The sequence below is a fragment of the Nonomuraea sp. NPDC050733 genome (assembly GCF_040654215.1).
Classification (GTDB): Bacteria; Actinomycetota; Actinomycetes; order Streptosporangiales; family Streptosporangiaceae; genus Nonomuraea.
On sequence record NZ_JBFAHO010000002.1, the window covers coordinates 204,732 to 229,429 of the forward strand.

21 protein-coding genes and 1 pseudogene are annotated in these 24,698 nt (G+C 72.1%); 14 read left to right on the forward strand and 8 right to left on the reverse strand.

The features are described from left to right. Window position 1: 1 nt before the first annotated feature. Window positions 2–1,489, forward strand: a complete 1,488-nt coding sequence (gatB, locus tag AB0H64_RS04585; protein WP_357620788.1) for an Asp-tRNA(Asn)/Glu-tRNA(Gln) amidotransferase subunit GatB — start codon at window positions 2–4, stop codon at window positions 1,487–1,489. A 147-nt stretch (window positions 1,490–1,636) separates the two neighbouring features. On the opposite strand, the gene AB0H64_RS04590 is transcribed toward gatB, so the two are convergent. Genes AB0H64_RS04590 through AB0H64_RS04600 form a run of 3 tightly spaced genes read right to left on the reverse strand, consistent with a single transcriptional unit; the run spans window position 1,637 to window position 4,683 of the window. Further along, a complete protein-coding gene (locus tag AB0H64_RS04590) occupies window positions 1,637–3,157 on the reverse strand; it encodes a tripartite tricarboxylate transporter permease (RefSeq protein ID WP_357620070.1) in 1,521 nt (506 codons plus the stop codon). Then, window positions 3,158–3,703, reverse strand: a complete 546-nt coding sequence (locus AB0H64_RS04595) for a tripartite tricarboxylate transporter TctB family protein (protein ID WP_357620072.1) — start codon at window positions 3,701–3,703, stop codon at window positions 3,158–3,160. It abuts the gene before it with no gap. Next, the gene (locus AB0H64_RS04600; RefSeq protein WP_357620074.1) at window positions 3,703–4,683 is read right to left on the reverse strand and encodes a tripartite tricarboxylate transporter substrate binding protein; all 981 of its coding nucleotides are present in this window, start codon (window positions 4,681–4,683) and stop codon (window positions 3,703–3,705) included. Before AB0H64_RS04600 ends, AB0H64_RS04595 begins: the two co-directional genes overlap by 1 nt. A 135-nt stretch (window positions 4,684–4,818) precedes the next feature. Between AB0H64_RS04600 and AB0H64_RS04605 the strand changes: the two genes are divergently transcribed. From AB0H64_RS04605 to AB0H64_RS04615, 3 genes are all read left to right on the forward strand, one after another. After that, a complete protein-coding gene (locus AB0H64_RS04605) occupies window positions 4,819–6,402 on the forward strand; it encodes a sensor histidine kinase (protein WP_357620076.1) in 1,584 nt (527 codons plus the stop codon). Next, the gene (locus tag AB0H64_RS04610; protein WP_357620078.1) at window positions 6,399–7,127 is read left to right on the forward strand and encodes a response regulator; all 729 of its coding nucleotides are present in this window, start codon (window positions 6,399–6,401) and stop codon (window positions 7,125–7,127) included. The genes AB0H64_RS04605 and AB0H64_RS04610 overlap by 4 nt, the downstream gene beginning before the upstream one ends. Before the next feature lie 93 nt (window positions 7,128–7,220). After that, complete coding sequence (locus AB0H64_RS04615; RefSeq protein ID WP_357620080.1) at window positions 7,221–9,296, forward strand: VanW family protein; 2,076 nt, start codon at window positions 7,221–7,223, stop codon at window positions 9,294–9,296. A 15-nt stretch (window positions 9,297–9,311) separates the two neighbouring features. On the opposite strand, the gene AB0H64_RS04620 is transcribed toward AB0H64_RS04615, so the two are convergent. Continuing rightward, window positions 9,312–10,427, reverse strand: a complete 1,116-nt coding sequence (locus AB0H64_RS04620; RefSeq protein WP_357620082.1) for a PQQ-dependent sugar dehydrogenase — start codon at window positions 10,425–10,427, stop codon at window positions 9,312–9,314. Window positions 10,428–10,465: 38 nt separating this feature from the next. Between AB0H64_RS04620 and AB0H64_RS04625 the strand changes: the two genes are divergently transcribed. From AB0H64_RS04625 to ilvC, 5 genes are all read left to right on the forward strand, one after another. Further along, entirely contained in the window at window positions 10,466–11,386 is a 921-nt protein-coding gene (locus AB0H64_RS04625) for a 2-hydroxyacid dehydrogenase (protein WP_357620084.1), read from the forward strand. Between the two features lie 177 nt (window positions 11,387–11,563). Next, the gene (locus AB0H64_RS04630) at window positions 11,564–14,236 is read left to right on the forward strand and encodes an EAL domain-containing protein (RefSeq protein ID WP_357620086.1); all 2,673 of its coding nucleotides are present in this window, start codon (window positions 11,564–11,566) and stop codon (window positions 14,234–14,236) included. 206 nt (window positions 14,237–14,442) lie between these two features. Further along, window positions 14,443–16,182, forward strand: coding sequence for an acetolactate synthase large subunit (locus AB0H64_RS04635; protein WP_357620088.1), 1,740 nt, complete (start codon window positions 14,443–14,445; stop codon window positions 16,180–16,182). Further along, on the forward strand, window positions 16,175–16,699 hold the full coding sequence (ilvN, locus tag AB0H64_RS04640; protein WP_357620090.1) for an acetolactate synthase small subunit: 525 nt from the start codon (window positions 16,175–16,177) through the stop codon (window positions 16,697–16,699). The genes AB0H64_RS04635 and ilvN overlap by 8 nt, the downstream gene beginning before the upstream one ends. Before the next feature lie 23 nt (window positions 16,700–16,722). Next, window positions 16,723–17,706: a ketol-acid reductoisomerase gene (gene ilvC, locus AB0H64_RS04645; RefSeq protein WP_357620790.1), complete on the forward strand. Its 984-nt coding sequence runs from the start codon at window positions 16,723–16,725 to the stop codon at window positions 17,704–17,706. 43 nt (window positions 17,707–17,749) lie between these two features. Here the strand turns inward: ilvC and AB0H64_RS04650 are convergent, their stop codons facing one another. After that, window positions 17,750–18,688, reverse strand: coding sequence for an adenosine deaminase (locus tag AB0H64_RS04650; RefSeq protein ID WP_357620092.1), 939 nt, complete (start codon window positions 18,686–18,688; stop codon window positions 17,750–17,752). 214 nt (window positions 18,689–18,902) lie between these two features. Here AB0H64_RS04650 and AB0H64_RS04655 point away from each other — a divergent pair, with 214 nt between their 5' ends. Together AB0H64_RS04655 and AB0H64_RS04660 are read left to right on the forward strand one after the other, a co-directional pair. Next, a complete protein-coding gene (locus AB0H64_RS04655) occupies window positions 18,903–19,298 on the forward strand; it encodes a helix-turn-helix domain-containing protein (protein WP_357620094.1) in 396 nt (131 codons plus the stop codon). 22 nt (window positions 19,299–19,320) lie between these two features. Next, entirely contained in the window at window positions 19,321–19,479 is a 159-nt protein-coding gene (locus AB0H64_RS04660) for a hypothetical protein (protein ID WP_357620096.1), read from the forward strand. Between the two features lie 64 nt (window positions 19,480–19,543). On the opposite strand, the gene AB0H64_RS04665 is transcribed toward AB0H64_RS04660, so the two are convergent. The 3 genes and pseudogenes from AB0H64_RS04665 to AB0H64_RS04675 all read right to left on the reverse strand — a co-directional run. Beyond that, window positions 19,544–19,987, reverse strand: a complete 444-nt coding sequence (locus AB0H64_RS04665) for a hypothetical protein (protein WP_357620098.1) — start codon at window positions 19,985–19,987, stop codon at window positions 19,544–19,546. 147 nt (window positions 19,988–20,134) lie between these two features. Next, on the reverse strand, window positions 20,135–20,929 hold the full coding sequence (locus tag AB0H64_RS04670; protein ID WP_357620792.1) for an MFS transporter: 795 nt from the start codon (window positions 20,927–20,929) through the stop codon (window positions 20,135–20,137). Next, window positions 20,829–21,236, reverse strand: a pseudogene (locus tag AB0H64_RS04675) (MFS transporter); the annotation flags it as partial. The pseudogene AB0H64_RS04675 and the gene AB0H64_RS04670, both read right to left, overlap by 101 nt. 664 nt (window positions 21,237–21,900) lie before the next feature. Between AB0H64_RS04675 and AB0H64_RS04680 the strand changes: the two are divergent. The 3 genes from AB0H64_RS04680 to AB0H64_RS04690 are packed head-to-tail and all read left to right on the forward strand — an operon-like array spanning window position 21,901 to window position 24,688. After that, window positions 21,901–22,992 (forward strand): hypothetical protein, encoded by a 1,092-nt coding sequence (locus AB0H64_RS04680; RefSeq protein ID WP_357620100.1) that lies wholly within the window; start codon window positions 21,901–21,903, stop codon window positions 22,990–22,992. Continuing rightward, a complete protein-coding gene (locus tag AB0H64_RS04685; RefSeq protein ID WP_357620102.1) occupies window positions 22,989–24,296 on the forward strand; it encodes a hypothetical protein in 1,308 nt (435 codons plus the stop codon). Before AB0H64_RS04680 ends, AB0H64_RS04685 begins: the two co-directional genes overlap by 4 nt. Continuing rightward, entirely contained in the window at window positions 24,293–24,688 is a 396-nt protein-coding gene (locus tag AB0H64_RS04690) for a hypothetical protein (protein WP_357620104.1), read from the forward strand. The genes AB0H64_RS04685 and AB0H64_RS04690 overlap by 4 nt, the downstream gene beginning before the upstream one ends. Window positions 24,689–24,698: the final 10 nt, after the last annotated feature.

Here is a 24,698-nt window from a genome sequence, read left to right on the forward strand (position 1 = left end):
GATGCCCTACGACGAGGCGCTCGACCGGTTCGAGCCGGTGCTCGGCCTGGAGACGCACGTCGAGATGGGCACCGCGTCGAAGATGTTCTGCGGCTGCTCGACCACGTTCGGCGCGCCGCCCAACACGCACGTGTGCCCGACCTGCCTGGCGCTGCCGGGCTCGCTGCCGGTGGCCAACGCCCAGGCGATCGAGTCGACGATCCGCATCGGCCTGGCGCTGAACTGCTCGATCGCCGAGTGGTGCCGCTTCGCCCGGAAGAACTACTTCTATCCGGACATGCCGAAGAACTACCAGATCTCCCAGTACGACGAGCCGCTCTGCTTCGACGGCTACGTCGACATCGAGGTCGACGGCAAGGCGGTGCGCATCGAGATCGAGCGGGTCCACCTGGAGGAGGACACCGGCAAGTCCACCCACATGGGCGGCGCGACCGGTCGCATCCACGGCGCCGACTACTCGATCGTCGACTACAACCGCGCCGGCATCCCGCTGGTCGAGATCGTCACCAAGCCCATCCCGGGCACCGACCGGCTGGCGCCGGAGGTGGCCAAGGCGTACGTCACCGAGCTGCGCGAGATCATGCGCTCCCTCGGCGTCTCCGACGTGCGCATGGAGGAGGGGTCGCTGCGCTGCGACGTCAACGTCTCGCTCATGCCGCGCGGCTCGTCGGAGTGGGGCACCCGCACCGAGACCAAGAACGTCAACTCCCTGCGCAGCGTCGAGCGGGCGGTGCGCAGCGAGATCGAGCGGCAGGCCGCGGTCCTGGCCGGCGGCGGCCGGATCGTGCAGGAGACCCGCCACTTCCACGAGGACACCGGCACGACCACGTCCGGCCGGTCCAAGGAGGAGGCGCAGGACTACCGCTACTTCCCCGAGCCCGACCTGGTGCCGATCGCGCCCGACCCGGCGTGGGTGGCCGAGCTGAAGGCGGCCCTGCCGGAGCTGCCGTCGGTCAAGCGCCGGCGGCTGCAGGCCGAGTGGGGGCTGTCCGACCTGGACATGCAGGCCATGCACAACGCCGACGCGATCGACCTGGTCGAGGCGACGGTGGCGGCGGGCGCTCCGGCGGCCGACGCGCGCAAGTGGTGGATGGGCGAGCTGGCCCGCCGCGCCAACGAGACCGGCGTCACGCTCGCCGGCCTGCCGATCACGCCGGCCCAGATCGCCCGCGTCACCGAGCTGGTGGCCTCCGGCGCGCTCAACGACAAGCTCGCCCGCGAGGTGCTCGAAGGCGTGCTGAACGGCGAGGGCACGCCGGACGAGGTGGTCGACAAGCGCGGCCTCAAGATCGTCAACGACGAGGGCGAGCTGTCGGCGATCATCGACGAGGTGCTGGCCGGCAACGCCGACGCGGTCGAGAAGGTCCGCTCCGGCAAGGTCGCGGCGGTGGGCGCGCTGGTCGGCGGCGTGATGAAGGCCAGCCGCGGCAAGGCCGACGCGGCTCGGGCACGGGTGCTGATCCTGGAGAAGCTGGGCGTCTCCGAGTAAGCCCGCGCCGCGGCAAGAGCGCACCGCAGCGAGTGGGCTCAGGACGTGCGAAAGGCCCCGCCGGCACCTGAACGGCGGGACCTTTCGCACATCCCCTTGACGCCTCCCCTGAAGAAGCACTGACCCCAGTGCCCCTCAGAACGGCGGTCAATCCTCTTCGTGGATGACGGCCGGCGCCAGGTCCTTCCGCATGGCCAGCTTGCGCACCACCGGCGTGAGCAGCGCCGCCAGGGCGAGCACCAGCAGCACCACGGCGACCGGGCTCTTGACCAGCACGGTGACGTCGCCCGCGCCGATGGCCAGGGCCCGGCGGAGCTGGATCTCCGCCATCGGGCCGAGGATCATGCCGATGACGGCCGGCGCGACGGGCAGCCCGAAGCGGCGCATCGCGAACCCGAGCAGCCCCAGAATGAACAGCACGACCAGGTCCACCACGGTCCCGTTCAGGGCGTAGACGCCGAGGGCGGCGAACACCACGATCCCGGCGTACAGGTAGGGCCGGGGAATGCGCAGCACCCGCGCCCACAGCGGGGCGAGCGGCAGGTTCAGCACCAGCAGCATCGTGTTGCCGACGAACAGCGACGCGATCATGCCCCACACCAGCGCGGGGTTGTGGTCGAACAGCTGCGGGCCGGGCTGCAGGCCGTACTGCTGGAAGGCGGCCAGCAGGATCGCGGCCGTCGCCGAGGTCGGCAGGCCGAGCGTCAGCAGCGGCACGAGTGTGCCCGCCGCGGAGGCGTTGTTGGCCGCCTCCGGCCCGGCCACACCCTCGATGGCGCCCTTGCCGTACTCCTCGCGGGCGACGCCGCGGGCCAGGCGCTTCTCGGCGGCGTACGACAGGAAGGTGGGGATCTCCGCGCCGCCGCCCGGCAGCGCGCCGAACGGGAAGCCCAGCGCGGTGCCGCGCAGCCACGGCGCCCAGGAGCGGGCCCAGTCGGCGCGGCCCATCCAGGCCCGGCCCACGGGCACCACCTCGGGCGTGGAGTGACGCAGCCGGGAGGCCACGTACAGCGCCTCGCCGAGCGCGAACAGCCCGACCGCGACGATCACCACGTCGATGCCGTCGAGAAGTTGCGGGATGCCGAGCGTGAGCCGCGCCTGCCCGGTCTGCTGGTCGATGCCGACGAGCCCGATCACCAGGCCGAGCCCGAGCGAGGCGAGGCCGCGCACGAGCGAGCGCGACAGCACGGCCGACACGGCGGTGAACGCGAGGATCGCCAGCGCGAAGTAGTCCTCCGGCCCGAACGAGATCGCGAAGGCCACCACCGCCGGGGCGGCGACGACGAGCAGCGCGGTCGCGATCGTCCCGGCCACGAACGAGCCGATGGCGGCCGTGGCCAGGGCCTGGGCGGCCCGCCCGCGCCGGGCCATCTTGTTGCCCTCCAGCGCGGTGATCATCGACGACGACTCGCCGGGCGTGTTGAGCAGGATCGACGTGGTCGAGCCGCCGTACATGCCGCCGTAGTAGATGCCGGCGAACATGATGAACGCGCTCGCGGGCGGCACCGTGAACGTGATCGGCAGCAGCAGCGCCACGGTCATGGCCGGGCCGATGCCGGGCAGCACGCCGACGAGCGTGCCGAGCGTGACGCCGATCAGCGCGTACATGAGGTTGACCGGGGTCAGCGCGGCGCCGAACCCGTCGAGCAGGAGCTGGAGCGAGTCCACCTACAGCACCCCCCTCAGCCAGCCGGCTGGGAGCGTCACGCCGAGCCCTTTGACGAACAACAGGTACGTGACGAGTCCGATGACCACCCCGACGACCGCCGCGCGCACCCTGTGCTCGGCGCCGAGCGCCAGGGACAGCCCGAAGAACAGCAGGGCCGAGCCGATGACCCACCCGACGACGTTGAGCACGGTGACGAACGCCAGGAAGATCCCGCTCACCAGCGCGACGCTGCGCCAGTCGGCGGGCGCCCCGGCGTCGACGTCCTCGCTGTCCTCGGGGTCGCCGTGGCCGCCGCGCAGCACGTCGATCACGTAGAACACGCCCACGACGATCATCGCGCCGCCGACCAGGGTGGGGAAGAACCGGGGCCCGATGCCGAGCTGGGAGCCCGCCGCCGACACGTTGAGCGTGCCGACGATGACCAACACGCCCAGCCCCAGCACCACGAGGGCCAGCACCAGCTCGGGCCGCCACCACCGGCGCGGCGCCTCCCCGGACGTGGGCTCACCGGAGGGGGCGCGCACGGGTGTGTCTGGGGAGGACATCAGGACACGAGCCCCATCTCGGCGATGATGCCCTTGACCCGGGCCTGCTCGGCGTTGAGGTAGTCGGCGAACTGCTGCCCGGTCTGGAACGAGTCGATCCAGCCGTTCTTGGCGACCGCGTCCTTCCACGCCTGCGAGTCGTGCATCTTGGTCACCAGGTCGGTCAGGGCCTGCTTGTCGGCGTCGCTGATCCCGCCGGGGGCCACGAAGCCGCGCCAGTTGGCCAGCTCGACGTCCAGGCCGCCCTCCTTGAGGGTGGGCGCGTCCAGGCCGGAGATCGGCTGCGCGGAGGTGACGCCCAGGGCGCGCAGCTTGCCGGACTTCACGTGCTCGGCGAACTCGCCGACGCCGGAGATGCCGATCGTGACCTTGCCGCCGAGCAGCGCGTTGAGCGCCTCACCGCCGCCGGAGTGGGCGATGTAGTTGACCTGCTTGGGGTCCACGCCCGCGGCCTTGGCCATGAGGCCGGCCACGATGTGGTCGGTCCCGCCCGCCGAGCCGCCGGCGACGGACACCTTGGCCGGGTCCGCCTTCCAGGCCGCGGTCAGGTCGGAGAGCTGCTTGAGCGGGGAGTCGGCCGGGACCACGACGATCTCGTACTCCTCGGTCAGCTTCGCGATGGGCGTCGTCTCGGCCAGCGTGACCTTGGACTTGTTCTGCTCGATCGCGCCGAGCATGACCAGGCCCATGGTCATCAGCAGGTTGCCGTTGCCCTTCTCGCCGGCGAGCTGGGACAGCCCGATGGTGCCGCCGGCGCCGGGCACGTTGTAGACCTCGACCCTGCGCTTGGGGTCGGCGGACTTGATCGCCTGCTCGGCGACGCGGGACGTCTGGTCCCAGCCGCCTCCGGGCGAGGCGGGCGCCATGATCCGAAGGGCGCCGGTGCCGCCGGAAGTGCCGCCGCCACCGGCGTTCTCGCCGCAGCCGGTCAGCGCGGCGACGGAGATCGCCGCGAGGGCGGCGAGTATGCGAAGACGCATGAGAACTCCAAAGGGGGGATTTCACGGTATGAAACCTGGATGGTGAGGTCCGCCCCTGGCAGAGTCGAGCTTTATCCGATAGTAGTCTTTTAGGTCTTTTTGGTCGGTATCGGCCTGTGACCTGCGGGTGTTTCCATGAGTCAGGTGAGACGAGTACGCGACGCGTCCCTGGGGACGCAGCTCTTCGTGCTCCAGATGGTGATCGTGCTGCTCGCCGTCGGGGGCACCGCCGGCGTGTGGGCCGAGCACACGCGCGACCAGCTCGACGCGCTGCACCAGCAGCGGGCGCTGGCCATCGCCCAGTCCGTGGCCGCGCTCCCGCAGGTGCGCGACGCCTTCGACCTCAAGAACCCCGAGACGGTGCTCCAGCCGCTCGCGGCCAGCGTCCAGCACTCCACCGGCGCCGACTACGTGGTGATCGCCAACCGCGAGCAGACCCGCTACGCCCATCCCAACACCGCGCTCATCGGCCGCAAGCTGTCCACCGACGGCACCGCCGTGCTCACCACGGGCCGCAGCTGGGTCGGCACCGAGACGGGCACCATCGGCACCACGGTGCGCGGCAAGGCGCCGGTCTTCGACGAGTACGGCGAGGTCATCGGCCTGGTGTCGGTGGGGGTGCTGGAGACCACGGTCACCGGCCAGCTCGCCGGCGCGCTGCCGCCGCTGCTGTGGACCGCGCTGGCCGTCCTGGTGGCGGGGCTCGCCTTGGCGGGGCTGATCACCGCGCGGGTGCGGAGGCAGACGTTCGGGCTGGAGCCCAGCGAGATCGCCGCGCTGCTGGAGCAGCGCGAGGGCGTCCTGCACGGCGTGAAGGAGGGCGTGCTCGCCCTCGACCTCACCGGCAGGGTGACGCTGGTCAACGACGCCGCCCGCGAGCTGCTCGGCGACGTGGGGGAGGACCTGACGCGCATGCCGGTCTCCGACCGCATGCGCGACGTGCTCGGCGGCGCCGACCCCGGCGAGGACCGGATCGTGCTGCACGGCGACCGTGTGCTCGTGCTCAACCGCACCCCCGTGTCCGTACGCGGTCAGCACCGCGGCTGGGTGGTGACCCTGCGCGACCGCACCGAGCTGGTACGCCTGGCCCGCGAGCTGGACGACACCAGCAGCGCGACCGAGGCGCTGCGGGCCCAGGCGCACGAGTTCGCCAACCGCATGCACACGGTCGTCGGGCTGCTGGAGCTGGGGGAGCACGACGCCGCGATCGGCTTCATCACCCACGGCACCGGCGCCGCCTACACCGCCGACCTGCGCGAGCGGGTCCAGGAGCCGACACTCGCGGCGCTGCTGCTGGCCAAGTCGGCCGAGGCGGGCGAGCGCGGCGCGCGGCTGGTGCTGTCCGACGACTCGGCGGTGCCCGAGGGGTCGCTCGGCGACCCGCGGGACGCCGTCCTGGTGGTCGGCAACCTGGTGGGCAACGCGATCGACGCGCTCGACGGCGCGCCCGGCACGATCGAGGTGTCGGTACGGGCCGGCGCGGACGGCCTGCGGGTGCGAGTGGGCGACTCCGGCCCCGGCATCGCGCCGGACCTGGTGGAGGAGGTGTTCCGGGAGGGGTTCACCACCAAGGCCGCCCAGTCGGGGCCGCGCGGCCTGGGTCTGGCGCTGACCCGGCAGGCATGCCTGCGCAGGGGCGGCTGGGTCAGGGTGCGCAACGAGCGGGGCGCGGTCTTCACGGCCCTGCTGCCGCCCCAGATGGAGGCGGTGGCGCGATGACCCGGAGCGGTGAGGACCGGCGGGACGCCGGCACGGCCGGGACCGGCGACGACGGGGCGGAGCGGGCGGAGCTGCGCGTGCTGGTCGTGGACGACGACTTCATGGTGGCGCGCATCCACAGCGGCTACGTGGCGCGGATCCCCGGCTTCCGGGTGGTCGCGACCGCGCACACCGGCGCGGACGCGCTGGCCGAGGCCGCCCGGCACCGGCCCGACCTCGTCCTGCTCGACATCTACCTGCCCGACATGTCCGGCCTCGACGTCCTCAAGGACCTGCGCGACACCGACGCGCTGGTGATCAGCGCCGCCCGTGACGTGCCGACCGTCAAGGAGTCCATGCGCCGCGGCGCGGTCAACTACCTGATCAAGCCGTTCACCGCGGACGCCCTGGCCGAGCGGCTCCGGCAGTACGCCGAGACCCGCAGGCGGCTCACCTCCATCGGCCCCGAGGCGCGGCAGGACGACGTGGACCGGCTCTTCGGCACGCCGACCTCGGCCGCGTCCCTGCCCAAGGGCCTGTCGCCGGCCACCTGCGCCCTGGTCGCCGAGACGCTGCGGGAGGCGGGCGGCGACCTGTCGGCGGCCGAGGCCGCCGAGCTGGCGGGCCTGTCGCGGGTCAGCGCCCGCCGTTACCTGGAGTACCTGTGCGCGGAGGGCCGGGCCGAGCTGAGACCCCGGTACGGCAGCGCCGGTCGCCCCGAACATCGCTACCAGTGGAAAGGATGACACCCTTCCGTAGCCGTATTCCGCGACATATCCCCATGCTCGTGCCTTAGTGTTGCCTGAAGATGTGGCTGCGGAGCGGGAGGAGATTGAGGCGTGCGTAACGCCGGGCCGATCGACTCGCCGACCGATCCCTTCTCCTCGGTGCCCCTGCCCAGTTCAGGCACCACGAGCAGGAAACCGCGGATCGAGGGCCTACCCCCGGGAGTGTCCCGGGACATCTTCGGCCCCACCGGACCGCCCGTGCCGCCGGAGCCCCGCACCGCGCCGGCCGCCGGACAGGGCGGCCCCGCGAACGGCTCGCCGGACGGCGCCCCCAACGGCAACGGCACCCCCAACGGCAAGAGCACGCTGCCCCCGATGGCGGCCCCCGTGCAGCCGTGGCCGGTGAGCCGTACCCGGGTGGACCCGCCGCGCGGCCCCGTCTTCGGCATGCCCGAGCCGCCGGAACGGCCCGAGCGGACACCCGCCCTCCTCGACCCCGAGCCGCCCCGCCGCGGCCGCCTGCTGCCCGCCCTCCTGCTGGTCGTCGTGGCGCTGGCCGTGCTCGCTTACCTGGTGCCCGCCGTGCTGATGTCGGGCTCGGTCTTACGCGGCACCCGCGTCGGCGGCGTGGACATCGGCGGCCTGACCGTCACCCAGGCGGCCGACAGGCTTCGCGACCGGCTGGCCGTCAAGCTCAACAAGCCCGTCACCGCGGACATCGGCGGCCAGAAGGAGATCATCCAGGCCGACGAGGCCGGGCTGGAGCTGGACGTGGTCGGCACGATCGGCCAGGCGCGCAGCGGCTTCCCCAGCCCCGTCGACGTGTGGCGGGGCCTGACCGGGACCGTCGACCTGGAGCCGAAGGTCACCATCGACGTCGCCCAGCTCACCCGGACCGTCGAGGGACTCGCCGAGAGTCACGACAAGGTGCCGCGCGAGGGCCGGATCACCTACGACGGGCTGCGGCCGGTCGTGACGGAGCCGCGCGACGGCGTGCTCCTCGACCGGGACGACGCGGTCCGCGCCATCGACGCCGCCTTCCGCTCCGGCCGCGAACTGGCCCCCCTCACCCTGCGGCCCGCCAAGCCCGAGAGCACGCCCGAGACCGTCGCCAAGGCCAAGACCCTGGCCGAGCAGGCCGTCGCGGCCCCCATCACCCTCACCCTGAACGGCAAGCAGGTCCAGCTCCCGCCCGCGGTGATCGCCGCCAACCTCACCTTCGCCGTCGGCGAGGACTCCGAGGACGGCGAGCTGACCCCCCGCTTCGACGCCGAGAAGGCCCTCGCCGGCGTGGAGAGCGGCCTCATCGACGAGGCGCAGGCGCCCCGCGACGCCACCTACGACATCGTGAACGGCAAGCCCGTCCTCGTCCCGGCCCGCACCGGCAGGGGAGTGGACCCCGACCGCCTCGCCGCCGACGTGGCCCGGGTCGTCGCCGGCCAGGGCAGCCGCGTCGTCCCGGTGAAGCTCGCCACCGTCAAGCCCGAGGTCGCGACGGGCCAGGTGAGCGGCCTCGGCATCAAGGAGAACGTCGGCGAGTTCACCACCACGTTCGAGTGCTGCCAGCCCCGGGCCACCAACATTCAGCGGATGGCCGCCCAGCTCGACGGCCGCGTGGTCCGGCCGGGCCAGACGTTCTCGCTGAACGACGCCACGGGCGAGCGCACCCGCGAGGGCGGCTACGTGGAGGCCGGCCAGATCGTCGGCGGCAGGCTTGTCAACATCGTCGGCGGCGGCGTCTCGCAGTTCGCCACGACCCTCTACAACGCGGCGTACTTCGCCGGGTTCGAGGACGTCGAGCGCACGCCGATGGACTACTACGCCACGCGGTACCCCGCCGGCCGCGACGCGGCGCTGCTCTACCCGGACCGGGACCTGAAGTGGCGCAACGACTCCGACCACGGGGTGCTCATCAAGACCGCCACCACGGGCACGTCCGTCACGGTCACCCTGTGGAGCACCAGACGCTACGACAAGATCCAGGCGATCGAGTCGGAGAAGCGGGACTTCACCCCGTTCCGCACCCAGACCAACAGCGACCCGGCGTGCGTGCCGACCGCCGGCGTGCAGGGCTTCACGGTCGACGTCACGCGGGTGTTCCTCAAGGACGGCAAAGAGGTCAGGCGCGACCGCAAGCAGACCACCAAGTACCGCCCCCAGGCCCAGGTGATCTGCGCCGCCGAGTGACGGGACGCCCCCGTCCTAGGGGACACGGAGCGGCACCGACAGGATGCGGTCGTCGCCCCGCCGGGGCGAGCCGCGCCCGTCCTTGTTGCTGGTCGACACCCACAGCCCTCCACCCGGGGCCGCCGCCACCCCGCGCAGCCGGCCGTACCTGTCCGTGAAGCGGGCCACCGGCCGCGCCACCGAGCCGTCGGCGCCCAGCGGCACCTGCCAGAGCCGCTGCCCGCGCAGCGCGCCCATCCACAGCGACCCGCCGGCGTAGGCGAGGCCCGACGGCGAGGCGTCAGAGGTGGGCCAGACCAGGACCGGATTCGTGAAGCGCGGTTCGTCGCCGCGGCCCTCCACCTCCGGCCAGCCGTAGTTGGCGCCCGGCTTGATGAGGTTGAGCTCGTCCCAGGTGTTCTGTCCGAACTCCGAGGCGTACAGACGGCCCGAGGGGTCCCAGGCGAGCCCCTGCACGTTGCGGTGGCCGAGGCTGTACACGAGCGTGCCGAACGGGTTGCCCGGCGCGGGCGCGCCGTCCGTGGTCATGCGCAGGATCTTGCCGCCGAGGGAGTCGCGCCGCTGGGCGAGGTCGCGGTCGCCGGTCTCGCCCGTGGTGGCGTACAGGAAGCCGTCGGGGCCGAACGCGAGCCGGCCGCCGTTGTGGATGGCGCCCTTCGGGATGCCCCGGACGATCACCTTCGGCTCGCTCAGCCGGCCGCCGGCGAAGCGGTAGCGGACGATCCGGTTGTCCTCGGCCGCGGTGTAGTACAGGAACACCTGCTCGCCCTTCACCGCCACACCCATCAGCCCGCCCTCGCCGTCGGGCTCCACGCCCGCCACGGTGGCCACCTCGGTGACGCGGCCCTGCGGCGTGACCCGCACCAGCCGCGCCGAGTCCCGCTCGGTGACCAGGGCGTCGCCGCCCGGCAGGAACGCCATCCCCCACGGCACCGCCAGGTCACGGGCGACCGTGCGCGGCTCGCCCGGCACGGCCGCTCCGTCCGGCAGGGAGGCGGCACCCGACGGCTCCGCCACGCCGGACTCGGCCGGCCCGCCCGCCGTCCGCCCCGCCGCCCCGCCCGCGCCCGAGCACGCTCCCACGGCCGCCGCCAGGCCCGCCACCAGAATGATCCTCCTGAGCTTCCTCATGTGGTTCATACTTCCCCCCGGGTCGTAAGGTTCTCGGCATGAGGATCTGGGTTCCTTCCGACGCGGTGGCCGATGTCCTGTCCGACCTGCCCGGCGTGGAGTGCGCCGTGTTCGACGGCTCGGGACCGCTGCCGGAGGGCGTCGAGGAGGTCGAGGTCTGGATCCCGCCCCTCGTCACGGTGGCCGACGTGCCGGGGATCCTGTCGCGGATGACGTCCCTGCGCCTGCTGCAGACGGTGACCGCCGGCGTGGAGCCGTACCGGCCGCACGTGCCGGAGGACGCGGTGCTGTGCAACGCGCGCGGCGTCCACGACGCGGGCACGGCCGAGTGGGCGGTCGGCGCGATGATCGCGGTGCTGCGGGAGTTCCCCGGGTTCGTGGACGCGCAGCGGCGCGGCGAGTGGACCTACCACCACACCGGCGTGCTGGCCGACGCGACCGTGCTGATCGTCGGCTACGGCTCCATCGGCGCCGCCCTGGAACGGCGCCTTGACGGCTTCGAGGTGGACGTCGTCCGCGTGGCCCGCACCGCCCGCGACGGCGCCCGGGGCAGGGTCCACGGCATGGACGAGCTGCCCGTGCTGCTTCCCGAGGCGGACGTGGTCGTCCTGCTCGTGCCCGCCACCCCCGACACGGCGGGCATGGTCGACCCGGCGTTCCTGGCCCGGATGAAGGACGGCGCCGTGCTGGTCAACGCGGCCCGCGGCGGGGTCGTCGACACCGACGCGCTGGTGGCCGAGCTGAAGACCGGGCGGCTGCGCGCCGCGCTCGACGTGACCGCGCCGGAGCCGTTGCCCGCCGGCCATCCCCTGTGGAGCGCCCCCGGCGTGCTGATCACCCCGCACGTCGCGGGCAGCACCCCCGCCTCCGGGCGGCGGCTGCTGCGCCTGCTCCGCTCCCAGCTCCTGCGTCATCTCGCAGGTGAGCCCCTCAACAACGTCATCACCGACGCGTACTGAGAGGAATCCGGAAAGTGGCTGCACCGTGACCTTCGGTGCGTACGGTTGCTTCTACCTAAGATTCCTGACTCACTGTCAAGTAAGTTCTCGGAGCAGATTGGTCCGCGCGGTTATCAGATCGGTGACGACATCGGCGTTGTCACCACCCGGGCCCGCGCGAGCGCACACACTGGCGATGTGGCCGGCGGCCTTCGGCGGTCACTGAGCGAGTTCGAGACGGGATGGGCGACGACTGTGATCCGCTGGCGTGATCCACGTGCACCGCTGACCGCCGCCGCGGCGACCGGTGCCGCTGGGTTCGCGGCTGCGCTCCTTGCGGGCGGTCCGGCCTCGGTGACCGGCGCGGTCGCCGGTGTCCTCGCTGCGCTGCTCGCCGCCGTCTCCCTGCTCACCACCTCGGCGCGGCTGAACGACCATCGTCCCGCGGCGACGGGCACCCGCTGGATGGGCGGCGGCGCCGTCGTCTGGGCCGGCGGCGTGGCCCTGCGTCCGGTCGCCGAGAACACCGGCCTCATGGTGAGCTTCGCGGACCTGCTGGTCCTGCTCGGCACCGTCCTGCTGGCCGGCGGCGCGCTCATCGCGAGCGGCCGCTCCCTGCCGGGGACCGTCGTTTTACGGCTCGTCACGGACTCCTACCTGTGCGCCGTCTCGCTGTTCCTGATCGGCTGGGTGGTCGCCCTGCGCAGGGTGTACGAGCAGGCCGATCCCGCGACGTTCACCTTCACCATGCTCCCGCCGATGCTCGCGCTGCTCGTGACCTGCGCCGCGGTGCCGTCGGCGTTCAGGGGCCGGTCGGCGCCGCTGGCGGCGGCCGGGGTGGGGGTGCTGGCCACGACCACGGTCGCCGGGATCGCCGAGGCCGTCGCCCGGCTGACCGACGCCGTGCCGCCCCTGTGGAGCGTCATGCTGGCGCCCGTGGCGTTCCTGCTGCTGGCCGCCGTGCCCTGGGCCGCGCGCGAGCAGGACCCGCCGCCCGCCGGCGCGTCCCTCGGCAACGTGATCGCACTCGTGCCGCTCGTGCTCGTCGGCGTGGCCACCTGCACGCTGCTCGCCCACCTGGCGGGCGTGCGCCAGCTCGCGCCCGTGACCGGCGTCGTGGTGCTCGCCGGCTCCGCCGTCCTGCTGCTGCTCTTCCGCGTGTTCGTGCTGTCGGGCGCCAACGGCCGGTTGCGCCGCCTGGCCGTTCTCGGCGACCGCCAGCTGCGCGAGCTGGCCGAGAGCACCGGCGACGTGGTGCTGATCTGCGACTACGAGGGCATCGTGCGCGAGGTCGGTGCCGGTGTCGAGGTCACCTACGGGTACCGTCCGGACGAGCTGGTGGGCGGCACGATCTTCGAGTACATCCACCCCGAGGACGTCCCCGGCATCCAGGCGGCGCTGCGCGCGATGGGCCTCGACGACGACGGCGCGAGCCCCGGCGCCTGTCTCATCGCCTGCCGGGTACGCGCAGCCGACGGCACCTGGCGGCCCACCGAGTCGGTCGCCACCCGCCACCTGGGCGGTGAGGACCTGCTGCTCGTCACCACCCGCGACGTGAGCGACGAGGAGGCCCTGCGCAACCAGGTCGCCCACCTGACCTTTCACGACGGCGTCACCGGCCTGCCCAACCGGGCCTACTTCGAGGAGCGCACCCGGGAGGTGCTCTCCGGGCGCGCCGGCCAGGTCGCGGTCATCTTCCTCGACCTCGACGGGTTCACCTCGGTCAACGACTCCGTGGGCCACGCCAGCGGCGACTACCTGCTCGGTCAGGCCGCCCGGCGGCTGCGCGGCGCCGTACGGCCCGACGACACGCTCGCCCGGTGGGGCGGCGACGAGTTCGCGGTGCTCGTGGAGACCGGGGGAGAGGCGCAGCTCGCCGTCGACCTGGCCGAGCGGCTGCTGCGGGAGGTGTCCCAGGAGCCGTTCCGGGTGGCCGACCGCGACGTGGCGCTGACCGCCAGCGTGGGCGTCGCCTTCGCCGAGGACGAGATGCCCTCCGGCGACCTGATCCGCAACGCCGACGTGGCGATGGCGCGGGCCAAGGAGATGGGCGGGCGCCGGGTCGAGGTGTTCGCCGCGCAGATGCACGCCGACGTGGTGCGCCGGCTGGAGCTGGCCGCCGACCTCCAGCGGGCGCTGATCGAGCAGCAGTTCGCGATCGAGTACCAGCCGGTCGTCGACCTTGCCACCTCCCGCGTGACCGCCGTCGAGGCGCTGGTGCGCTGGTGGCGCGGCTCGGTGTTCGTGCCGCCCGAGCAGTTCCTCGGTCCCGCCGAGGACACCGGGCTGATCGTGCCGCTGAGCGAGTGGATCCTGCGCGAGGCGTGCCGCGAGGTGGCCGCCTGGCGGGCCTCCTCCTGGGACATCGGCCTGTCGGTCAACCTGTCGGCCCGGCAGATCACCGCGCCGCGCTTCGTGGAGACCGTCGAGGAGGCGCTGACCGAGAGCGGGCTGCCCGCCTCGGCGCTCACCCTCGAAGTCATCGAGGAGATGCTCGTCGAGGACGCCGAGGAGACCATCCGGCGCCTGTCGGAGCTGCGCGCCCTCGGCGTGCGTCTGGCGATCGACGACTTCGGCACCGGGTACGCGTCGCTGGCGTTCCTCCGGCAGCTCCCGGTGGACATGATCAAGATTGACCCGTCCTTCGTGTCCGGCCTGGGCCGCGACGACACGCTCACCCTGCTCACCCGGACCATCGTCCGGCTCGGCCACGACCTCGGCCTCATCGTGGTGGCCGAGGGCATCGAGCGGCCGGAGCAGCTCGAACTGCTGCGTGAGATGGGCTGCACCCGTGGCCAGGGCTTCCTCGTGGCCAGGCCGATGGCCGCCCGGGGAGTGGACTCGCTGATGAGGACCAGTCTCACCGTTTGAGACACGCGTCCCATCAAGTTGACACGAACCCGCGAGGGGCGGCTATGGTGAGGCCATGCTTCGCATGCAGATCCTCGTAGTACTTCGCCGGCGCGCAGGCCGTTAGCGAAGCACGACGACCTGCGCGCCGCCCCTTGGTCCCGCCTGACGGTGGGGCAGGGGCATTTTTTATGTCCTCAAGAGACAGCCACGCAAGGAACGAGCCGATGACCGAACGGATGACAGGTGCACAGGCCCTCGTCAGGGCTCTGGAGCACGTCGGAGTCGACACCGTGTTCGGGATCCCGGGCGGCGCCATCCTCCCGGCCTACGATCCCCTCTACGACTCGACCAAGGTCCGGCACGTGCTCGTACGGCACGAGCAGGGCGCCGGTCACGCCGCCGAGGGCTACGCCCAGGCGACCGGCCGGGTCGGTGTCTGCATGGCGACCAGCGGCCCCGGCGCCACCAACCTGGTCACCCCGCTGGCCGACGCCTTCATGGACTCCGTGCCGATCGTGGCGATCACGGGCCAGGTGGCCTCCCCGATGATCGGGACGGACGCCTTCCAGGAGGCCGACATCTCGGGCATCACGATGCCGATCACCAAGCACAACTTCCTGGTGACCGACCCGGCCGACATCGCCCGCACGATCATGGAGGCGTTCCACATCGCCTCCACCGGCCGTCCCGGACCTGTGCTCGTGGACATCTCCAAGGACGCGCTGCAGGCCGAGACCACGTTCTCGTGGCCGCCGGTCATGCAGCTGCCCGGCTACCGCCCCGTCACCCGTCCCCACTCCAAGCAGATCCGCGAGGCCGCCAAGCTGATCGCCGAGGCCAGGCGCCCCGTCCTGTACGTGGGTGGCGGTGTCCACAAGGCGGGCGCCGCGGCCGAGCTGCGCCGGCTGGCCGAGCTGACCGAGATCCCCGTGGTCACCACGCTGATGGCGCGCGGCACGTTCCCCGACAGCCACCCGCAGCACATGGGCATGCCCGGCATGCACGGCAGCGTGGCCGCGGTGGGCGCGCTGCAGAAGTCGGACCTGATCATCGGTCTCGGCGTGCGCTTCGACGACCGGGTGACCGGCAATCTGTCGACGTTCGCCCCCCACGCCAAGGTGGTCCACGCCGACATCGACCCGGCCGAGATCTCCAAGAACCGCCACGCCGACGTCCCGATCGTCGGCGACTGCAAGGAGGTCATCGGCGACCTCATCGCCGCCATCGAGTCGTCCGGCCAGCAGGGCGACTACGCCGCCTGGTGGGCGCTGCTCAACGGCTACAAGAAGACCTACCCGCTGGGCTACGACGAGTTCGAGGACGGCTCGCTCGCCCCGCAGTACGTCATCGAGCGGCTGAGCGCGATCGTCGGGCCCGACGCCTTCTACGTGGCGGGCGTCGGTCAGCACCAGATGTGGGCCTCGCAGTTCGTCCAGTACGAGAAGCCGGGGACGTTCATCAACTCGGGCGGCGCCGGCACGATGGGCTTCGCCGTCCCGGCTGCGATGGGCGCCAAGATGGGCCGCCCCGACGCCACCGTGTGGGCCATCGACGGCGACGGCTGCTTCCAGATGACCAACCAGGAGCTGGCCACCTGCGCCCTGGAGGGCGTGCCGGTCAAGATCGCCGTCATCAACAACGGCAACCTGGGCATGGTCCGCCAGTGGCAGACCCTGTTCTACGACAAGCGCTACTCCAACACCGACCTGCAGTCCGTCCGCCGCATCCCCGACTTCGTCAAGCTGGCGGAGGCCTATGGTTGTGTGGGGCTGCGGTGTGAGCGGCCCGAGGACGTCGATGCCATCATCGAGAAGGCCATGGAGATCAACGACGTGCCCGTCGTGATCGACTTCGTCGTCCACGCGGACGCGATGGTGTGGCCGATGGTGGCGGCGGGCACCAGCAACGACGACATCAAGATCGCCCGTGACATGGCGCCGACGTGGGAGAACGAGGATGAGTAGGCACACGTTGTCTGTGCTTGTGGAGAACAAGCCCGGCGTGCTCGCGAGGGTGTCGGCGCTGTTCAGCCGGCGGGGCTTCAACATCGACTCGCTGGCCGTCGGCCCGACGGAGCACGACGACATCTCCCGCATGACCATCGTGGTCAACGTGGAGGAGCTCCCGCTGGAGCAGGTCACCAAGCAGCTCAACAAGCTGGTGAACGTGCTCAAGATCGTCGAGCTCGACCCGGCCCAGTGCGTCCAGCGCGAGCTGATGCTGATCAAGGTCAAGGCCGACGCCGACAACCGCTCCTCCGTGCTGGAGCTCGTCCAGCTCTTCCGCGCCCGCTGCGTCGACGTGGCGGCCGACGCCGTGACCATCGAGGTCACCGGCACCACCGACAAGCTCGAGGCCTTCGTCAGGGTGCTTGAGCCGTTCGGCATCAAGGAGCTCGTCCAGTCGGGCATGGTGGCCATCGGCCGCGGAGCCCGTTCCATCACCGACCGGTCCCTCAGGGCACTGGACCGTACCGCCTGAAAGGTTTTATGCAAGTGACCGAGATCTTCTACGACGACCAGGCCGACCTCTCGATCATCCAGGGGCGTCACGTGGCCGTGCTGGGGTACGGCAGCCAGGGCCACGCCCACGCGCTCTCCCTGCGTGACTCGGGCGTCGACGTGCGCGTCGGCCTTCCCGAGGGCTCCAAGAGCCGCGAGAAGGCGGAGAACGACGGCCTGCGCGTCCTCACCCCGTCGGAGGCTGTCGAAGAGGCCAACCTGACGATGATCCTGGCGCCGGACCACATCCAGCGCCACCTGTACGCCGAGCACGTCGCGCCGAACCTCGTCGAGGGCGACGCGCTGTTCTTCGGCCACGGCCTGAACATCCGCTACGGCCTCATCGAGGCCCCCGAGGGCGTCGACGTGTGCATGGTGGCCCCCAAGGGCCCCGGCCACCTCGTGCGCCGCCAGTTCGAGGCGGGCCGCGGCGTTCCGTGTCTCGTCGCCGTCGAGAAGGACGCCTCCGGCAAGGCGCTCGACCTCGCCCTGTCGTACGCCAAGGGCATCGGCGGCACCCGCGCCGGCGCGCTGAAGACGACCTTCACCGAGGAGACCGAGACCGACCTGTTCGGCGAGCAGGCCGTGCTGTGCGGTGGCGTGTCCGAGCTGATCAAGGCGGGCTTCGAGACGCTGATCGAGGCCGGCTACCAGCCGGAGGTCGCCTACTTCGAGTGCCTGCACGAGATGAAGCTCATCGTCGACCTCATGTACGAGGGCGGCATCTCGAAGATGTACTGGTCGGTGTCCGACACCGCCGAGTACGGCGGCTACACCCGCGGCCCGCGCGTCATCACCGACGAGACCCGTCAGGAGATGCGCCGCATCCTCGGTGAGATCCAGGACGGCACGTTCGCCCGGCAGCTCGTCGACGAGTTCGACGGCGGCCAGAAGGACTTCTCGCGCTACCGCGAGGAGCTGGCGGACAACCCGATCGAGAAGACGGGCGCCAAGCTGCGCCCGATGATGAGCTGGCTCAAGGCCTGACATCGTGGCAGCCGGCGCGGGGGGCACCCCGCGCCGGCGGCCCTCAGGAGGCGGGGACGTCCACGGGGACGAACGACGCCTCGAAGGAGTCGCGGGCGATCCGGTCGAGCTGGTCGTCCGTCACGCCCAGCTCGTCGCGCAGCGCCCGGTAGTTGTCCTCCACGTACCCGCCGAAGTAGGCCGGGTCGTCGGAGTTGACCGTCACCAGCAGCCCCTCGTCCAGCATCGCGGGCAGGATGTGGTCGCGCAGCGTGGGCACGACCCGCAGCCGCACGTTCGACAGCGGGCACACCGTGAGCGGGATCCGCTCCTCACGCAGCCGCGCCACCAGCTTCGGGTCCTCCATCGCGCGGATGCCGTGGTCGACGCGCTCGACCTTGAGGACGTCCAGCGCCTCCCACACGTAGTCGGGGCCGCCCTCCTCGCCGGCGTGCGCGACGCGCCGCAGCCCCTCGCCGGCGGCGATGTCGAACACGCGCCGGAACAGCGACGGCGGATGCCCCACCTCCGCCGAGTCCAGCCCCACGCCGATGAACCGCTCCCGGTGCGGCAGCGCCGCGCGCAGCACGGTCTCGGCCTCCTCGGCTCCCCGGTCGCGCAGGAAGCACAGGATGAGGGCGGTGGACATGGGGCTTTCGTCGAACGCCGCGGCCAGCCCGGAGAAGACCGCCTCCAGCGGGACGCCGCGCGTCAGGTGCGCCTGCGGGTCGAAGAAGATCTCGGCGTGCCGTACGCCCTGCTGGTCGGCGCGGCGCAGGTAGGCGGCGGCGAGGTCGTGGAAGTCCTGGTCGGTGCGGAGCACCGCGAGGTTGTCGTAGTAGACGTCCAGGAACGACTGGAGGTCGGCGAAGTCGTACCGGGCCCGGATCTCCTCGGTGTCGAACGTGGGCAGCTCGACGCCGTTGCGCCGGGCGAGCTCGACGACGAGCTCCGGCTCCAGGGTGCCTTCGATGTGCAGGTGGAGTTCCGCTTTGGGCCGCATGGGACCGAGTAAACCGGACCGGGGGCCGTCGCGGTATCGTGCGAACCTCTGAACTGTTGCCCCCTGACCTGGCATAACATCAAATTTCGGGAAATCGGGGGTGTTGCATGAGACTGGCGGACCTGTCGGCGCGTGACGACATGAGCCTCACCGTCGTGACCGGCCACGACGCGCGTCCCAGCTCGGTGAGGCGCTGGAGACGGCGCGACGCGGCATGGAGTCGGCGCTCGACGGCGAGGGACCCGTCTCGGTGATGTCCGTGGCCGACGTCGCGAGCTTCGACCTGCTGCTCGCCGCGCTGCCCGGCGGGGTGCGGCGCACCTTCCGCGAGCACGTGCTCGGGCCGGTGGAGGAGTACGACGCGCGGCACGGCTCGGAGCTGCTGCGCACGCTGGACGTCTTCCTGGAGACGTGCGGGTCGTGGCAACGGGCCGCCGACGAGCTGTACGTGCACGTCAACACGTTGCGCTACCGGATGCAGCGGATCGAGGAGCTGACCGGGCGGCGCATGTCGTCGATGCGCGACCGCACCGACCTGTACCTGGCGCTCAGGTCCGTGACGTCACGGCCGGCGGCCGGGGAGGGCGCCGGCGACGAGTCGGCCCCGTGACACCACGGCCACGATGTTCTCCGTGGCCAGTGGGAATACGGTCCGGGACGCGGCCATCGGCTTCACCGCCGTGATGGTCGCCGCCATGGCGGTGGCGGGCGCGTTCGTGCTGTTCAGGACCGTCGAGCAGACGTTCATGCCGGCCGCCATCTGCTGCGGTCGGTGGCGCTGGTCGTCATGACACCGCTGATCACCCTCGTCTTCGTCCTGTCCCGCGGCCCCTGACCGGCGCCTCCGACCGGCGTTCACCGGCGGTGGGCGGCGGGGCGGCGGATCGGGCACGGATGCGCGGTGTGGCGGTTCGGGCAGCAGACCATCGCGATGCTCGCGAACCGCCCGCCCGTCAGCCACTCGCCCCACACCACGTCCACCCCGCGCGGCAGCGCGTCGGCGGCCCCGTCGAGCCGGACCCGCAGGCCCACCCGGTCCGGGCGGGGGAAGGACCTCCCGGCCCGGCGGTACTGGGCGGCCAGCCACTCCAGCGCCGGGCCGGGCTCGTCGAAGGTCGCGGCGATCCGGGAGGCCGGCCGGGCCAGCCAGTCGCCGGTCAGCATGGGCGGCACGTCCGAGGCGCCGAACTCCGGCGAGCCGGGCCGCCGCTCCTCCTCCCGCTCGCGCTCCTCGCCGTCGCCGACCCAGGCGTAGGCATGCCAGTGCACCGTCCACCCCCAACGGTCATGGACTCCCACCAGGGTTCCTTCCCGCCCGGGCCCGGGTCGCTCACCTCCTGCCGGGGGAGCGATCCCGGGCGGCCGAGGCGGGTCCGGGCGGCCAAGGGGGGTCCGGGCGGCCCAGGCGGGTCCGGGTGCTCCTGGTAGGCCTGGTGGTCCGGGTGGTCAGTGGTGGCCGGCCGCCGCGGCTTTCGGCAGCAGCGGCAGGCACAGCGCGCAGAGCACGATCGCCCCGAGGACGCCGCACAGCGTGAGCAGCGCATCCGACCGCGCGTCCTGGCCGGTGCTGACGGTCAGGAAGACCGTCGAGACGCCGGCCGCGCCGAACGCGTTGGCGAGCTGCTGGACGGCGTTGAGCGCCCCGCTGGCGCTGCCGGACTCGTCCACGCCGACGTCGCCGAGCGCCACCGCGAAGATCGAGCCGAAGCAGCAGCCCATCCCGAGCCCGCACACGAGCAACGGCGCCGTCAGAACCCACGTGGACAGCCCCGGAGCCGCCACGACGGCCAGGTAGCAGAGCACACCCGCACCCGTCAGCGCGAGCCCGATCGCCACCAGCCGGCGGCCGAGCCGGGTGATGAGGCCGCGCGCCGAGAACGAGGCCACGATGATGCCGACGGACAGCGGCGCCATCGTCCCCGCGGTCGTCAGCGGTTCGAGCCGCTGCCCGTCCTGCAGGTACAGGGACGAGACGTACAGCAGACCCGAGACGGCCGCGAAGAACAGCGCGCCGACCAGGACTCCGGCGATGAACCCGCGGTTGCGGAACAGCGACGGCTCCAGCAGCGGGTTGCCGCCGCGGGCCGCTGATCGAGCCGACGGCCATGAGCGGCGCGAACAGCCCGAAGACGCGGCCGAGCTCCTCGCGCGGGAAGACGCGCAGCAGGATGCCGAAGCCCTGCGGGATGAGCAGGGCGCCGAACACGCCCTGGGCCAGTCGCGCGCCGATGATCGACTCAGGGCTCCAGGCGAGGGCGCACAGCAGGGACGCGACGGCGAACCCGGCCGTGCCGGCCAGGAAGGCACGGCGCTGGCCGTACCGGTCGCCGATCCGGCCGCCGATCACCAGGATCGAGCCGAGCGCCAGCGCGTAGGTGGAGCCGAGCCAGGGCGTCAGCGAGGGTGGGGCGTGCAGGTCGCGCACCACGGACGGGGCGGCGATGTTGGTGACCGTCGTGCTCAGCAGGTCGAGGATGTCGGCGACGAGGATGACGGCGAAGATCCGCCAGCGGGCGGAGACGCGGATGTCGGTGCCGGTTTGCGGCATGGCGAAGCACTCTCTGTTCTCGAGAGACTCAGACGTTCACCCGCTGTGGGGACGTCGTGCCGGCCGGAAGTCCCGGCACGAGACCACGCCCAGGCGTGCCTCGCCGCACCTTACGGATCGAGAGCATAGCGGAGGAATGGGGCGGGCCCGGCCGCGGTCCGTGTGCGGGGGAGGCGCGGCCGGGCCCGCCGGGAAGGGAGCGCCGTGGCGGGCGGTGGGAACCGGGCGCGGTGACGCGCTCGGTGGGGCCAGGCGCTCCCTGGCTCGGCGGTCCCGAGGCGGTCCCGAAGGCGGGACCGAGGCGGGGCCGACGCCGGGCCGGCGCGGGCCGGGGCATGGAGTCGGCAGTCAGAGGTACGCGGGGCCGGTCGCCGGGGTTCAGCCGGCGGCGAAGTCCCGCGTCCGGCGGGCCCACGGCGGCTCGACGATCAGGCAAAAGACGGCGCAGGGCAATTACGACGGCCGCAGATTTATGAAAGCCACATCCGCGCGCAGCGGCCGGCAGCCATTAGGATCAACGCCGTTTGGGGTTCATGACGCGGTTTCTCGCCGCCGCCCCGACATCTCGATAAAGAGCTGTGACCTGACGGAAAGGATTCATGAAGTGGCATTAGCCGCCGGCGTTCGGCGATTCATGGTGGATACGGGGGAACCCCGCGGATGGGTGTCCCCCAGGACAGACCTGGTGATGGCGCTGCTCGGCATCTGGTTCGGGGTCGGACTGATGATCGACGCCTGGGCGCACACCAACCTGGGGGGCCTGGAGACCTTCTTCACTCCATGGCACGCGGTGTTCTATTCCGGCTTCGCCGTCGTGTCCGCCTGGATCATCTGGCAGGTTTGGCGGAACATGCGCGTCGGGCGGCAGGGGATGGCGGCCGTCCCCATCGGTTATCTCGCCGGGCTGGTGGCGATTCCCGCGTTCGCCGCCTTCGGACTCGCCGACATGATGTGGCACACCATTCTCGGCATCGAGACGACCATCAACATTCTTTTCAGCCCGTCACATCTCGGCCTCGTCGTGACGATGATGCTCATCATCACGACACCGCTGCGCTCGGCGTGGAACGCCCCCGACATCGGTGCCCAGCCGTCGCTCGGCCGCCTGCTGCCTGCGCTGATCGGGCTCGCGTTCGCCACCACGCTGGTGTCGCTGTTCCTGTCGTACGGCGACGCCCTGCAGTACCAGTCCCAGGGGATCGTCCAGGCGTTCTCCATGCTGCAGGACTCGGGCGCCGGCCCCCGGCCGGTGGGTCCGGGCGCCGACCGGGTGGCGGTCGCGATGGTCGTCACCAACGTCATCATGCTCAGCCCGGTGCTGTTGCTGGTGCGCCGCTGGAGGTTGCCGTTCGGCTCGGTGACCGTCATGTACCTGATCATGGTGCTCATGCCGGGGGCCCAGACGGCGTTCCGCAACGTGCCGATCCTGTTGTCGTTCGTGGCCGCCGGGTTCGTGAGCGACCTGCTGATCCGCCGGCTGCGGCCGTCGGGTGAGCGGCGCGCCGCGTTCTGGGCCTTCGCCGGGCTGTCGGCCTTCGCCACCTGGTCGCTGTACATCGGGGTCGCCTCGGCCACGGGGGGCGGCCTGCCCGCCGTGCCCGAGCTGTGGACCGGCGCGCCGATCATCGCCGGGCTGATCGGGCTGGCGCTCGGGGCGCTGTTCCTGCCCAACGCGGTCAGCGCCGAGCCGGTACCGCGCCGCGAGGTCACCGCCGAGCCGGTTCCGCCCGGCGCGGCCGACGCCGAGCGGGCATGATCCGAGTTCTGTGCCTCGTCGCCGTCTTCGTGCTGGCGTGGGCCGGCCCCGCCGCGGCGCACAACGTCACGGCGGGGGCGGACCTGCGGATCGCCCAGACGATCGCCGGCGCCGAGGTCACCGTGGTGGTCAAGGGAACAACCCGGGTGCCGGGGCCGCTGCGGATCGGCGTCGTCGCCTACCAGCCGGTGTCCGGCCTGCGCTTCGGCCTCGAAGTCCGCTCCCTCGATGACGGCCGCACGGTGACCGGCACCGCCCAGGCGACGGCGGACCCGCAGTACACGCAGCTCCAGGTGCAGCGGACCGGGCCGCACGAGCTGAGACTGAGCGCCGGGAGCGAGGTCGCCGTCATCCCGTTCCGCGTCCTCGTCGAACGCCAGTCGGCGGGCGACTTCCTCATCTACGGCGGCCTGTTCGTGGCCGCGATCCTGCTGGTGGGCGGCCTGCTCGCCGGGGCACTGGCCCGCCCGGGACCGGCGATGGCGCTGGCCGGGGGCGCCGCGGCCGGGGTGACGGTCGCCGCCATGGTCGTCGTGTTCGCGTCGCGGGTGCCGCCGCCCGCGCCCGCCGGCGCCGCCCCCACCTCCACGACCGCGCAGGGGCGGCCGTACGCACAGATCCGCATGGAGACGGTCCCGGCCCGGCCGGCGGCGGGGGAGGAGTTCACCCTGCGAGCCGATCTCGTCGACGGCTCCACCGGGCGGCCCGTCGACGACCTCACCGCGCACCACGAGGCGCTCGCCCACGTGATCGTCACCAGCGAGGACGGACGCTACTTCCGCCACGTGCACCCGCTGCGCACGGCACCCGGGCACCTGGAGGTCAGACTGACCGCCGACCGCCCCGGCCGGTACCTGGCGCACGCCGAGCTCGAACGGGAGAACTCCGGCGGGCAACTCGTCGCCGCGGATTTCACCGTTGGAGGGACGGCCCAGGCACCGGAGAAGGCCGACACGGCCACGGAGCCGGGTGGTACCGGCGCACCCGCCGCGCAGGCCGGTACGACCGCCACGCCGCGGCTGCAACCCGGCACGCCTGTCGCGGGCCGGCTCACGACGATCGAGCTGGACATCCCCGCCGGCGTGCGGACCTGGCTCGGCATGACCGGGCACCTGCTCATACGCAGCATGGACGGCGACTTCTTCGGCCACGTGCACGAGATGGGCGCCCCGGGGTCCCGGGTGCGCTTCACCTTCAGCTTCCCCGAACCGGGCCGGTACCTCGCCTGGATCCAGTACGCCACCGCCGACCGCATCGTGACCGTCCCTCTCACCGTGAACGTGACCGCATCGGAGAGCCAGTGATCAGGGGGTGGCATGTGGCGGCCGTGGCCGCGCTCGTGGTCGCGGCAGTGGCGCTGTTCGTGGTGGGCAGGAGCACGGCCGCCGAACCGGTCGAGGTGACCACCACGGGCACCCGCTACGCCGTCACCGTGGTCATCGCGGACGCGGCTCCCGGCCGGGTCACCGTGGAGATCAGGGTGAGCAGGGGCGACGCCGACACCGTGGCCCTGTCGGCGGTGATGGCCGAGATGGGACACTCCACACCCGAGATCTCCGCCACCGAGCGGGAGCCCGGCCGCTTCGTGGCCGTGGGCGAGCTGTTCCCGATGAGCGGCGTCTGGGAGCTGGAGATCCGCCTCGACGGGCCCGCGGGGGAGGAGCAACTCGCCGTCAAGACGCTGATCACCGGATAGGCGAACATGT

Coding starts and splice junctions, on each gene's coding strand:
- AB0H64_RS04650 (WP_357620092.1), bottom strand. CDS start 18,688: ATGCGGCCCAAAGCGGAACTCCACCTGCACATCGAAGGCACCCTGGAG.
- AB0H64_RS04605 (WP_357620076.1), top strand. CDS start 4,819: ATGAGTCAGGTGAGACGAGTACGCGACGCGTCCCTGGGGACGCAGCTC.
- AB0H64_RS04595 (WP_357620072.1), bottom strand. CDS start 3,703: ATGTCCTCCCCAGACACACCCGTGCGCGCCCCCTCCGGTGAGCCCACG.
- AB0H64_RS04635 (WP_357620088.1), top strand. CDS start 14,443: ATGACCGAACGGATGACAGGTGCACAGGCCCTCGTCAGGGCTCTGGAG.
- AB0H64_RS04620 (WP_357620082.1), bottom strand. CDS start 10,427: ATGAGGAAGCTCAGGAGGATCATTCTGGTGGCGGGCCTGGCGGCGGCC.
- AB0H64_RS04600 (WP_357620074.1), bottom strand. CDS start 4,683: ATGCGTCTTCGCATACTCGCCGCCCTCGCGGCGATCTCCGTCGCCGCG.
- AB0H64_RS04655 (WP_357620094.1), top strand. CDS start 18,903: ATGGAGTCGGCGCTCGACGGCGAGGGACCCGTCTCGGTGATGTCCGTG.
- gatB (WP_357620788.1), top strand. CDS start 2: ATGCCCTACGACGAGGCGCTCGACCGGTTCGAGCCGGTGCTCGGCCTG.
- AB0H64_RS04610 (WP_357620078.1), top strand. CDS start 6,399: ATGACCCGGAGCGGTGAGGACCGGCGGGACGCCGGCACGGCCGGGACC.
- AB0H64_RS04625 (WP_357620084.1), top strand. CDS start 10,466: ATGAGGATCTGGGTTCCTTCCGACGCGGTGGCCGATGTCCTGTCCGAC.
- AB0H64_RS04685 (WP_357620102.1), top strand. CDS start 22,989: ATGATCCGAGTTCTGTGCCTCGTCGCCGTCTTCGTGCTGGCGTGGGCC.
- ilvN (WP_357620090.1), top strand. CDS start 16,175: ATGAGTAGGCACACGTTGTCTGTGCTTGTGGAGAACAAGCCCGGCGTG.